The 12,019-nt window shown below is 67.1% G+C and carries 12 protein-coding genes; 10 read left to right on the plus strand and 2 right to left on the minus strand.

From position 1 onward, the window contains the following. Positions 1-255: 255 nt before the first annotated feature. The gene (gene dprA, locus NET02_RS05965) at positions 256-1,341 is read right to left on the minus strand and encodes a DNA-processing protein DprA (RefSeq protein WP_284056469.1); all 1,086 of its coding nucleotides are present in this window, start codon (positions 1,339-1,341) and stop codon (positions 256-258) included. Positions 1,342-1,480: 139 nt separating this feature from the next. On the opposite strand from dprA, the gene NET02_RS05970 reads away from it, so the two are divergent. The 10 genes from NET02_RS05970 to phoU all read left to right on the plus strand — a co-directional run bounded on the left by NET02_RS05970 (position 1,481) and on the right by phoU (position 11,139). After that, the gene (locus tag NET02_RS05970; RefSeq protein WP_284056470.1) at positions 1,481-2,194 is read left to right on the plus strand and encodes a response regulator; all 714 of its coding nucleotides are present in this window, start codon (positions 1,481-1,483) and stop codon (positions 2,192-2,194) included. Positions 2,195-2,316: 122 nt separating this feature from the next. Further along, positions 2,317-3,660, plus strand: a complete 1,344-nt coding sequence (locus NET02_RS05975; RefSeq protein ID WP_284056471.1) for a sensor histidine kinase — start codon at positions 2,317-2,319, stop codon at positions 3,658-3,660. Between the two features lie 309 nt (positions 3,661-3,969). Next, positions 3,970-4,359, plus strand: coding sequence for a PleD family two-component system response regulator (locus NET02_RS05980; RefSeq protein WP_284056472.1), 390 nt, complete (start codon positions 3,970-3,972; stop codon positions 4,357-4,359). A gap of 155 nt (positions 4,360-4,514) precedes the next feature. After that, a complete protein-coding gene (locus NET02_RS05985) occupies positions 4,515-5,306 on the plus strand; it encodes a response regulator transcription factor (RefSeq protein ID WP_284056473.1) in 792 nt (263 codons plus the stop codon). Between the two features lie 163 nt (positions 5,307-5,469). Continuing rightward, complete coding sequence (locus tag NET02_RS05990) at positions 5,470-6,435, plus strand: PstS family phosphate ABC transporter substrate-binding protein (RefSeq protein ID WP_430981073.1); 966 nt, start codon at positions 5,470-5,472, stop codon at positions 6,433-6,435. A gap of 81 nt (positions 6,436-6,516) precedes the next feature. Further along, positions 6,517-7,509 carry a phosphate ABC transporter permease subunit PstC gene (gene pstC, locus NET02_RS05995; RefSeq protein ID WP_284056475.1) on the plus strand — a complete coding sequence of 331 codons (993 nt, stop codon included), beginning with the start codon at positions 6,517-6,519 and terminating at the stop codon, positions 7,507-7,509. Beyond that, entirely contained in the window at positions 7,506-8,411 is a 906-nt protein-coding gene (gene pstA / locus NET02_RS06000; RefSeq protein WP_284056476.1) for a phosphate ABC transporter permease PstA, read from the plus strand. The genes pstC and pstA overlap by 4 nt, the downstream gene beginning before the upstream one ends. Positions 8,412-8,423: 12 nt before the next feature. Continuing rightward, on the plus strand, positions 8,424-9,233 hold the full coding sequence (gene pstB, locus NET02_RS06005; RefSeq protein WP_284056477.1) for a phosphate ABC transporter ATP-binding protein PstB: 810 nt from the start codon (positions 8,424-8,426) through the stop codon (positions 9,231-9,233). A gap of 174 nt (positions 9,234-9,407) precedes the next feature. Next, the gene (pstB, locus tag NET02_RS06010; RefSeq protein ID WP_284056625.1) at positions 9,408-10,184 is read left to right on the plus strand and encodes a phosphate ABC transporter ATP-binding protein PstB; all 777 of its coding nucleotides are present in this window, start codon (positions 9,408-9,410) and stop codon (positions 10,182-10,184) included. Positions 10,185-10,446: 262 nt separating this feature from the next. Next, positions 10,447-11,139 carry a phosphate signaling complex protein PhoU gene (phoU, locus tag NET02_RS06015; RefSeq protein WP_284056478.1) on the plus strand — a complete coding sequence of 231 codons (693 nt, stop codon included), beginning with the start codon at positions 10,447-10,449 and terminating at the stop codon, positions 11,137-11,139. A 112-nt stretch (positions 11,140-11,251) separates the two neighbouring features. Here the strand turns inward: phoU and NET02_RS06020 are convergent, their stop codons facing one another. Continuing rightward, positions 11,252-11,902 carry a sigma-70 family RNA polymerase sigma factor gene (locus NET02_RS06020; protein ID WP_284056479.1) on the minus strand — a complete coding sequence of 217 codons (651 nt, stop codon included), beginning with the start codon at positions 11,900-11,902 and terminating at the stop codon, positions 11,252-11,254. Positions 11,903-12,019 lie beyond the last annotated feature (117 nt).

Here is a 12,019-nt window from a genome sequence, read left to right on the forward strand (position 1 = left end):
CTACCCGTACGTTCTCTACCTCAGACTATTCGTCAGATTCGGCATGAGTCTGAAGGATCGCTATTCCGCTCGGGTCTTCCTCACCGGGCCTGTCCGAGCGTGATCACCGTAGCCACCGATTCACGGTTTATCCATATTTACCTGACCGGGCCTCCGCCACCCAGCCTACCATGCTCGCCAACTGCTGGTGGCCCGTGTCGGAGCAAGGAGGATACCACGGCGGCCACTCGGCGACCCGGGTCAGCCATCACAGGTTCAGGCTCCGGCATAGTGCTGCGCGCCGAGGTGCCGCACCAGCCCCTTGAGTTGCATCTGCATGAGCAGTGCGCTGACCTGGCTGATGCCGAGGCCGAGCTGGGCCGCCAGGTCGTCGATATGGCAGGGGCCTGGCCTGAGGTGTGCCAGGATCTCACGCTCCTCCGGCGAGGCAGGCAACGCGGCCCGGGCTTCGAGCGTGAGCTGGCGGGCCTCCAACCGGAGATCCCGGAGGATATCTTCCGCTGAGCCGATCGGCGTCGCTCCCTCGCGCAAGAGCTGGAGCGTCCCCGCGCTCATCGGCGAGAAGATCGGGCCGGGGACGGCGTAGACCGTTCGTCCCTGATCAGCGGCGAAGTTGGCGGTGATCAGCGCCCCGCTCTTGCGCGGCGCCTCGACGACCACCACGCCCAGCGAGAGCCCGCTGATCAGCCGGTTGCGGACCGGGAAGTTCCTGGCCACCGGTTGCTCGCCGGGAGGGAATTCGGTCACCAGCGCGCCCTGCCCGGCGATCCGCTCGGCTAGCCGCCCGTGCTCTGGCGGGTAGATGACATCGATGCCGCTGCCGAGGACGGCGATCGTCCGGCCTCCGGCGTCGAGCGCGGCCTCGTGCGCGACGCGATCGATGCCGCGGGCGAGCCCGCTGACGATGACCACACCGCGCGAGGCGAGTTCGCCGCTGAGCTGGCGAGCGACGTCCTTGCCGTACGCCGTCGGTCGGCGAGTGCCGACGAGTGCGACGGCCTGCTCGTCCTCGGCCCTGAGCTCACCCCGCACGAAGAGAACGAGCGGCGGGCTGGCGATCTCTTTGAGCAGGCGCGGGTAGGCGTCGTCAGCCAGCGGGATGAGTGTCGCGCCGCTGCGCCGCGCCCGCTCCAGTTCCCGCCCGAGGTCGAGCTGGCGACGTTTCTCGACCAGAGTCTCGACGACCCGCTCCGGCAAGCCGGCCTGCCGCAGCGCTGCTGGGCTCGCGTGCCAGGCTGCCTCCAGGCTACCGAACCGGGCGATCAGCGTCTCGAGCCGCCCGGCGCTGACCCCTGGAACCAGATGGAAGCCGAGCCAGTAGCCGATGTCCGGCGACGACATCCCGACCCCTTCCCGAGCCGGCGGCAATCCTAGCAGCGGCCGGGAAGCCGGGCAATTGTGGCAGTGCCGGCGACGAGAACGGGCATTCCGGTACTGCGCTAGAATTGTTCGCTGGGCGTGATGAAGCTGGGGCGAGGCAATGGCGACGGTTTTCCTGGTCGAAGACGATGAGAGCCTCAGCAACGCGGTGGCCTACAACCTCCGGCGGGCCGGGTACGACGTCGTCGCGCTCGCCGATGGCGAGGCCGCGCTGCGCGCGCTCGCCGCCCAGCAGCCCGACCTGATCGTCCTCGACATCATGCTCCCCACCATCGACGGCTTCGAGGTCTGCCGCCAGGTACGGCGCACCAGCTCCGTGCCGATCCTAGTGCTCACGGCGCGGGACGACGAGGTCGACCGGGTCGTCGGGCTCGAGCTAGGGGCTGACGATTACCTCACCAAACCGTTCTCCATGCGGGAGCTGCTGGCCAGAGTCAAAGCCCTGTTGCGCCGCCGCGCGCTGCTGATCGAGGAGCTCCAGCGCGATCGGGAGATACCCCCCGAGCGGCTGGCGATCGGTCCTGTGACGATCGATCTGGCGGCACGTCGCGTCTGGCGCTCGGGACAGGAAGTGGCGCTCAAACCGAAGGAGTACGACCTGCTCGTCTACCTGGCTCGCCACCAGGGCCGGGTCTGTACCTCGGATGGGCTCCTGCGCGCGGTCTGGGGCTACGATGGCTATGGCGATACGCGGACGCTGGCGGTCCATATCCACGGGCTGCGTGAGAAGCTAGAAGACGATCCGCGTCATCCGCGGCTCATCGAGACGGTGAGAGGAATCGGCTATCGCCTCTCGCCACGTGCGACCTCGTAAGCTGGCCCAGGAGACGCGCTGACCCGGCTGCCGGTCTCCCTGTTCATGGGCCGGCAACCTGGCGGCGGGCTCGATTTTCTACGATTGTGCTGAGGCGATGGCTGTCTCGCCGAGGTGGACGGGTGCCTTCTCCGTTGCTGCTCTCCGCTCCGATGCTGCTTCCTGAGTTGGCGCCGGGGGCTGGGGGCATCCTGGCGCTCGCGCTTGCCGCCGCGCTCGGTGCGCTCGCAGCAGTGCTGGCGATGCGCTGGAGCTCTCGTCGCCAGCTCGCGGCTCGGGTGCAGGCACTCCAGCGCCAGCTCGCTGCGCACCATGCTGAGGTGCGGCCGCTACGAGAGCCGGTCTCGCTGCCCGACCCGCTGGAGGGGCTGCGCGCGCAGCTCGACGAGGCGCTCCGGGTGTCTGGAGAGCAGCGACGACTGGCCGAGGCGGAGCGCGAGCGGCTTCACCGGATCCTGGAGCACCTGAGCGACGGCATTGTCATCATCGATGCCGAGGGCAAGGTCAGGCTCCTCAACCGGGCAGCGCAGGAACTGCTGGGCACCGGGCGCAGCCGGGCGATCGGCCGTCCGTACCCCGAGGTGCTGCGCGACTACGAGCTGGACGAGCTGATTCGCGCCGCCGCAGCTGGGGTTACGAGCCCACCGAGCCGCTTCGTGGAGCTCGGGCGCCCGCGGCGAACGGTACAGGCCCTGGCCTCGTCGCTGCCCGGCCCGAGCGGGCCGATGGTAACACTGATTCTGCGCGACATCACCGAGCTACGGCGCACCGAGGCGATCCGGCGGGATTTCATCGCCAATGTCTCGCACGACCTGAGGACTCCGCTAGCCGGCTTACAGGCGCTCGTCGAGACCCTGCTCGATGGCGCGCTCGATGACCCAGCAGTGGCTCGCGACTTCCTCAACCGGATCGCCACGGAAGTCGATCACCTTACCCGTCTGGTGACGCAGCTCCTCGAGCTCAGCCGTGCTGAGGCCGGCCAGCTCCCCCTTCATCGGGTGCCCACCGACCTGTCGGCGCTCATCCAGCAGGCGCTAGCTCGCTTCGAGCCGCGTGCCCGCGCGAAGGAATTGGAGCTGGAGACCAACCTACCCGCGGAGCTCCCAGTCGTCTCCTGCGATCCGGAGCGGATCGGCCAGGTGCTCTCCAACCTCCTCGACAATGCCATCAAGTTCACCCCACCCGGCGGGCGCATTACGGTGAGCGCGGAGGCAACGGCGACCGAGGTGCGTGTCGCCGTCAGCGATACCGGGCCGGGGATCCCGTCCGACGACCTGGACCGGATCTTCGAGCGCTTCTACAAGGGCGACCGCTCGCGCTCCAACAGCGGGAGCGGACTGGGCCTAGCGATCGTGAAGCACCTCGTGCAGCTCCACGGGGGTAGGGTCTGGGCGGCGAGCCCACCACGCTCGGGAGCGACCATCGGTTTCAGCCTGCCTGTGGATTTCACATCCGCTTCACAGTAGCCGTTCACTCGGAGCGTATGCTCGTCGTGGAGGGCGATCCGCGAGAACCCTCCAGCCTGGAGCAGGGCCGGCGACGACCGGCCAGTGCTGTCACAGCCTTGTGAGCCCCCCACATCTCCCTAATACCGGGCGGTGATGTCCCCCCACCATCACCGCCCTTCCCGCTCTTCGGGCACCCCTCTCCCGCACTGCGCGAGCGAGGGGCTGGAGGTGGGCGGGGAGATCGACCGCTGGAGTCTCCGTGGTTGACTTGAGGTACTCGCTGTCAGGAGCATGGATGGTGGGGGACGCATCGCGCGGGGCGTAGCAGTGTCGCAGCAACGAACGACTACAAGGTGGATCGGGCCGATTATCCTGGTCGAGCGCGAGTGGCCGGCCCGGGCGTATCTCAAAGCGCAGCTCGAAGAGGATGGGCTCTGGGTGGTCGCCGTGCCTGGCCCGGGTGACGCTCTCGCGTACCTGGAACGGTGGGAGCTCTCGCCCGCGCTGTTGATCCTCGACCTGGCCCGGCAGTCTGCCGGGGAGCTGCCACGCGTCCTGGAGCTCCTCCGCCGCTGGCCGGACGTTCCGGTCATCGTGCTCAAGAGCTCGATGCTCGCCGGGCAGCCCGACGTCGAAGCCCGGGCTGCCCGCGTGCTGGTGCGTCCCTTCAGCATCGATGACGTGGTGCGAGCCGTCGCCGGACTGCTGCGGGGTTAGGCCCGTGCTGGCGCCAGGCAGCGGGTGGCGCTCGTGTTCCCCCTCCGTTAATCGCGCGTTAATTCCCCGCTCGCACTGCGTTAACTCCCGCTCGCTACAGTGGAGGAGGACGGATGGCGGAGCACGCCAGAGCCTCGCCGGGGAGCGGGCATCAGATGGCCGAACAGCGTGAGCGTGGGGTTTCTCGCGGTAGCCAGAGCGTCGACCGGCGCCGCGCGGTGGTGGTAGAGGACGACGCGACGCTGGCCGAGCTGCTGCGCTACAACCTGGAGCGACACGGCTACAGCGCATGGGTCGCTCCTGATGGCAAGCAGGCGCTGATGCTGGTGCGCTCAGTACGGCCCGACATCGTGATCCTCGACCTGATGCTGCCCGGCATCGATGGCCGGGACGTCTGCCGGCTCATCCGCAAGTGGTCACCCGTACCGATCCTGATGCTGACTGCCCGCGACGGCGAGGAGGATGTCGTCGCTGGGTTCGCTGCTGGCGCTGACGACTACCTGACCAAGCCATTCCGCATGCGCGAGCTGATGGCTCGGGTCGAGGCGCTCGTGCGGCGGGCAGCGGCGTCCAGCGGCGAACCGCAGGTGTTGACCGCCGGCAGGCTAGCGATCTTCCTCGACGAGCACCGGGTGCTCTATCATGATCGAGAGATTCATCTTCCACCGAAAGAGTTCGCCCTGCTGGCGGCGCTGGTGAAGCGGGCCGGTCAGGCCTGCACCCGTGCGGAGCTCCTCGACCTGGTGTGGGGCCAGGAGGTGATCGTCGATCCTCGCAACATCGATGTGCATATCCGGCGGATTCGAGCAGCGCTGGAAGGAGAGCCAGATGGATCGCACCTGATCCAGACCGTACACGGCGTTGGCTACCGGTTCACTCCGGACGCGAGCGAGTGGGCGATAGTCGAGACAGGAGGAGAACAGCATGGTGCGGAAGAAGTGGACTGATGAGCAAGGGTTCCGGGCTTACGTGGCTGATCGGGTAACACGGCGCGAGATGCTGCGCCGCGCGGCGCTCGCCGGACTTACTGTGCCTGCGTTGGCATCATTTCTGTCGGCCTGCCAGCAGGCAGAATCCACGCCCACAGCAGCGCCGAGTGGCGGCACGACCATGGCGACTCCGACGCCAGCGCCGGCTCCCACTCCGACCGCGCAACGTCTTTCTGGCCTGGTCACCATCGATGGATCGAGCACGGTGTTCCCGATCAGCGAGGCCGTGGCGGAGGAGTTCCAGAAGCAGTACCCAGACGTCCAGGTCACGGTCGGCATCTCCGGCACCGGCGGCGGCTTCAAGAAGTTCTGCGCCAAGGAGATCGATATCAGCGACGCCTCGCGGCCGATCAAGGATTCCGAGCTTCAGACCTGCCAGCAGAACGGCGTCGAGTTTATCGAGTTGCCGGTCGCCTTTGACGGGCTCTCGGTCGTCGTCAACCCGCAGAACGACTGGGTCGATCACCTGACGGTGGACGAGCTGAAGAAGATGTGGGAACCAGCCGCGCAGGGGACGGTGACGCGCTGGAACCAGATCCGGCCGGAGTGGCCCGACGAGCCGCTGAACCTGTACGGTGCCGGTACGGACTCGGGGACCTTCGACTACTTCACCGAGGCGATCGTCGGTGAGAGCGGAGCCAGCCGCGGGGACTACACCGCGTCCGAGGACGACAACGTGCTGGTCCAGGGCGTGGCCGGCGATGTCAACGCGCTCGGCTACTTCGGGCTCGCGTACGCGGTCGAGAACGCGGGCCGGGTGAAGATCGTGCCCATCGTCAACCCGAAGACCGGAGAACCGGTCATGCCCAGCCTGGAGACGGTGAAGAATGGCCAGTACGTACCGCTCTCCCGGCCGATCTTCATCTATGTCTCGATGACGGCGATCGAGCGGCCGGAGGTGGACGCCTTCGTGCGGTTCTATCTGGAGAACGCGGCAGCGCTGGCTGAAGAGGTCGGCTACATCCCGTTGCCGGACGAGGCGTACCAGCTCGTCATGGAGCGGTACGAGCAGCGCAAGACAGGGTCGGTCTTCCAGGGTGTCGAGGTCGGCGTCTCGATCGAGGAGGTCCTGCGTCGTGAGCAGTAGGCGAGCCAGCGCGTCGAGTGGTCTACCCCGGTTTGGTCGGGACGAGTAGAATCGGCCGGGGAGAGGGGGCAGGTACCGTCGATGGAGCGCGCGCCGGGCATCCCACAGCCAGTCGAGGCTCTACCTGCGGTGTCGCTCGCCGAACGGCGCGAGCGGATCCAGCGCGTGCTGCGTGGCGATCTCGCGGAGGACCGGCGGCGCCGGCTCCGCGAGCGCCTGATTACCGGCTGGCTCTTCCTGGCGGCGGCGATCTCCGTCCTCACGACTGCGGGGATCATCTATACCCTGAGCATCGAGACGATCCACTTCTTCCAGCGAGTCTCGCTCGTCGAGTTCTTCACCGATACGCAGTGGACACCGCTCTTCGCCGAGAAGCACTTCGGGATCGCTCCGCTCGCGGTCGCGACGCTGCTGGTCTCGTCCATCGCCATGCTCGTCGCGCTGCCCCTCGGGTTGCTGGCAGCGATCGGCCTGGCCGAGTACTTGCCTCCTCGCCTGGCACGCCTGATCAAGCCGATCCTCGAGATCCTGGCCGGCGTGCCGACTGTGGTGTACGGCTACTTCGCGCTGCTCTTCGTGACCCCGCTGCTCCAGCGCTTCATCCCTAACCTGCAAGTCTTCAACGTGCTGTCGGCCGGTCTGGTGATGGGGATCATGATCCTGCCGCTGGTCGCCTCGCTCTCTCAGGACGCGATGCTGGCCGTGCCCCAGTCCCTGCGCGAGGCGGCCTACGCGCTGGGCGCGACGAAGCTCGAGGTGGTATGGCGCGTGGTCGTGCCGGCCTCGCTCTCCGGCATCGTCGCCTCGTTCATCCTGGCGGTCTCGCGGGCGGTGGGTGAGACGATGATCGTGGTGATCGCGATGGGGAACACTCCGCGGCTCTCGTTCAACCCGCTGGAGCAGATGCAGGCGATGACTGCCTACATTGTCCAGGTGAGCCTGGGTGACACCCCGCACGGCACGCTCGAGTACCAGACGATCTTCGCCGTCGGCACGACGCTCTTCCTGATTACGATGGGCCTGAACCTGCTCAGCTTCCGCTTCCTGCGGCGCTTCCGGGAGATCTACCAGTGACGGGGACGCAGCTTAAGCCGGCCGTGGACACCGAGACGGAGTTCCAGCCCCGGCTCTCGCTGCGCCGGAAGGTCGGCGCCGTCTTCGGAGTGCTGACGGTCGTGGCGATGGCGATCGGGCTGCTGACCCTCGGGGCGCTCATCGTCGACGTGGTGCGCGACGGCTGGTCGGTGCTCTCGTGGGACTTCATCCTGAACTTCCCGTCGCGCCGGGCGAGTGCTGCTGGGATCCGCTCGGCGCTCGTGGGCACGATCTATATGATGGTGCTCACCGCGGTGATCGCCTTCCCGCTGGGGGTATCGGCCGCGGTCTACCTCGAGGAGTTCGCTCCGAAGAACCGGCTGACGAGCTTCATCGAGCTAAACATCTCGAACCTGGCCGCGGTCCCCTCGATCGTCTACGGGCTGCTCGGGCTCGGAATCTTCGTGCGCACCTTCGCGCTGGGGCGGAGCCTGATCGCCGGGGCGCTGACGCTGAGCCTCCTGATCCTGCCGATCATCATCATCGCCGGCCGGGAGGCGCTGCGCGCGGTACCGCCCTCGATCCGCGAGGCCGGCTATGCGCTGGGCGCGTCGCGCTGGCAGACGGTGCGGATGTTCGTCTTGCCGGTGGCGATGCCTGGTATCCTGACCGGTACCATCCTGGCGCTCTCGCGCGCGATCGGCGAGACGGCCCCCCTGATCACGATCGGCGCGCTCACCTACGTGGCCTTCACGCCGGGAAGCCTATTCGATCCGTTCACCGTAATGCCTATTCAGATCTACAACTGGATCTCGCGTCCCCAGCCGGCTTTCCACCAGCTCGCCGCCGGCGGCATCATCATCTTGCTCGCCGTGCTCCTGACGTTCAACGCGGTAGCGATCCTGCTGCGCGCGCGCTTGCAGCGCCAGATTCGCGACTGAGAGGGCGAGGGCATGAGCGCACCGACGACCGAGCGCCGCCACATCGTCGTTCCGCCCGGCCAGCCCGCGCTTCGTGTCGAGACGCTTTCAGTCTGGTACGGCACACGCCAGGCTATCCGCGAGATTTCGATGGTGATTCCGGAGCGAAGTATCACCGCGATTATCGGCCCGTCGGGCTGTGGCAAGAGCACGCTGCTGCGTGCCTTCAACCGGATGCACGACACAACGCCTGGCGCCCGGGTGGAGGGCAAGGTCTGGAGGAACGGGATCGACCTCTATGCGCCGGATACCGACCCGGTCTGGGTGCGCCGGCAGATCGGGATGATCTTCCAGCGACCGAACCCGTTCCCCAAGTCGATCTTCGAAAACGTCGCGTTCGGCCTGCGGGTCAACGGCTACCGGGGTGACGTGGCAGCGCGGGTGGAGCAGGCATTGCGGGCGGCCGCGCTGTGGGACGAGGTCAAGGACAAGCTCGACGCCAGCGCCCTGGCGTTGTCCGGTGGGCAGCAGCAGCGGCTGTGCATCGCGCGGGCGCTCGCTATCGAGCCGCAGATCCTGCTGATGGACGAGCCATGCTCAGCGCTCGATCCCGTGGCGACGATGCGGATCGAAGACCTGATGCGCGAGCTGGCGAAGTCGTATACCATCGTCATCGTGACGCACAATATGCAGCAGGCCTCCCGGGTCTCGGACTATACGGCCTTCATGCTGGCCGGTGAGGATCGGATCGGTGAGCTTATCGAATACGCGCCGACGCGAGAGATGTTCATCCGCCCGCGAGACCGGCGAACCGAGGACTACATCACCGGGCGGATCGGATAAGGGCGCAGGCCGTCGCGAGCTGCTGCCAGGCGAGCGGCGCTCTGCGCCTGCCGTGGCATGCTGCCGGAGCCAGATCCCCAGCCGCGGCGAGGAGCGAGGCCGATGAGCGATCCCCTGGTCTCAGTGACCGTGCGCCAGCGAGAGCCAGAGCAGAGGCTCGCAGAGCGCGAGGCCGTGGCAGCCAGCATGGCTGTGGAACGGCTGAGCGCGTTCTACGGATCGTTTCAGGCGCTGGCGGATATCACGTTCCCGATCCACCCAGCAGCAGTGACCGCGGTCATCGGGCCCTCGGGCTGCGGCAAGTCCACCTTCATCCGTTGCCTCAATCGACTGCACGAGCTGGCCCCCGGCGCCCGGATCAGCGGCCGCGTCCTGCTCGACGGCGTCGACATCTACGACCCCGCGATCGACCCAGCCCGGGTACGCCAGTTGATCGGGATGGTGTTCCAGAAGCCGAACCCGTTCCCACACCTCTCGATCTACGACAACGTGCTCGCGGGCATCCGCTTGCACCACTCCCGCATCCCCAAGCCGCAGGCCGACGACATCGTGGAGCGCAGTCTTCGGGCGGCCGCGCTGTGGGACGAGGTCAAGGACAAGCTCGGCGCTCCCGGCTCATCGCTCTCCGGTGGGCAGCAGCAGCGACTGTGCATCGCGCGGGCGCTGGCCATCGAGCCGGAGGTGCTGCTGATGGACGAGCCGACCAGTGCGCTCGACCCCATCGCGACCTACCACATCGAGGAGCTGATCGCCGAGCTGAAGCGGCGCTACACCATCGTCATCGTCACGCACAACATGCAGCAGGCCGCCCGGATCGCCGACTACGTCGCATTCCTCTTAGCCGGCGAGGAGCGAACCGGGCGCCTGATCGAGTTCGACACGGCGGAGCAGATCTTCACCAATCCCAAGCGGCGCGAGACCGAGGAGTACATCACCGGCAAGATCGGTTGAGGGCAGAGTGCGCGCTCGTTCGCGCGGCCGCTCGGACCGTGCTGTGTGGGAGATAGGCCGAAAGCGGCGTCCGGTGTGATAGAATGAGCCAAATCATGCTGGCTCCGGTGCAGTCGTAGTCGATCTGCGCGCAGTTCGCATCCAGAGGCTGCAGTTGCCGCTCGCTCATCCGCCTAGCGAGGGGCAGGGGACTGCGGGGAGAGCGGAGACCCGATCGAGACGACGTCTGACCGGTAAGAGAACAGGTAGGTGCGTCATGGGGATGGCTGTCCGGACGCGAGCCGAATTCGAGCGCGAGCTTCAATCTTTGCGCGAAGAAGTGCTCCATCTCGGGAGCATGGTCGAGAAAGCTGTGCAGCGTGCGGTGCAGGCCCTCAAGAGTCGCGACACAGCGCTGGCCACGGAGGTCATCCAGAGCGATAAGGAGATCGATGAGCGTACCTATGCGCTGGAAGAGAAGGCCCTGCTCCTGATCGCGACCCAACAGCCGCTGGCGACCGATCTCCGGGTCATCGCGGCGACGCTCTTCATCATCAGCGAGCTCGAGCGGATCGGCGACTACGCAGAGGGTATCGCCAAGATCGCGCAGCGCTTGGCCGGCCAGCCACCGCTCAAGCCGCTGATCGATATCCCGCGGATGGCTGAGGTTTCGGCCGAGATGCTGCGCGGCAGCCTGGACGCCTTCATCGACCGCGATCTCGAAGCTTGCCGCGCGATCTGGCGGCGCGACGACGAGGTTGATGCGCTCTACGACCAGGTCTATCGCGAGCTGCTGACCTACATGATCAGCGACCCGTCCACGATCGAGCGAGCGACGCTCTTGCTCTGGACTGCGCACAACCTGGAACGCATCGCCGACCGGGTCACCAACATCTGCGAGCGGATCGCTTTTGTGATCACCGGCGACCCGCGAGCCCTTCCGGGCGAAGTCGAGCCCGACTATCCGAACACGTAAGGAGTGAGCGCCGGCCTACCCCTAGGCCTTCGCTCCCTGTGTCCGGCTCGGCGCGTGACCTGATCGCGAGCTGTCGGTCCCGGCGAGGGCGACATCCACCACGGCGCTAGCGTCAGGCGCTCAGGCGCTGGCACGCGCGGTCGCTCGCCTCCTCGTTGTCGTCGATGAGAGCCCCAGACTCCCGGGTCTTGTCTCCGGTATCAGCCAGCCGCTGCCGGGCACGGTGCAGGATCCTGCGGACCGTCCGCGGGTGGCAGCCCAGCAGCGCCGCGATCTCGCGCAACTGGAGACCTGCGGTGACACGCAGCTCGAGCACCAGGAGCTCGCGCTCGGGCAAGCCGGTGAGTTCATCGATCACCAGGAGGGCGTGGTCTGGCGCCGCGACCGGTTCCGGGTCATGGAGCGACGATGCCCCGGCGGGGTGCCCGCGCTCCAACCGCGCGACGGCCTGGCGCAGCATCGCCGGGAACCAGCGAAAGAAGTACCCGGCGAAGCTGGACTTGCCCTGCCAGCGTCGCACCAGCTCGCAGAAGACGAGGAACGCTTCCTGCTCGACGTCTGCCGGCTCGCAGGCATGAAGCGCGGAGCGCTGCGCGCAGCGCCGGGCGAAGCGCCCGATCTTGAACGCGAACGTCTCGTAGAGCGCGTTGCGTGCGGCAGGATCCTCCTTGGCGCGATGAGCCAGGCGGTTCAGCACTGCGTCGAGTTCGGGCGTGAGGTCGAAGTCGGGCGGAACAACCAGCCCCTCGAGCACGACCGTCACGGTGACAGTCTCCTTCCATGCACCCTCTGGCGGCAGGAGCGAACCGGGGTTCGCTGCTGCTCGCCCGCCGGCGCGGCTACAGGCCGGCGACGAAGGCGCTATCGCGCTCTGAACCGG

This window comes from Thermalbibacter longus, assembly GCF_023806485.1.
GTDB lineage: Bacteria > Chloroflexota > Chloroflexia > Thermomicrobiales > Thermomicrobiaceae > Thermalbibacter > Thermalbibacter longus.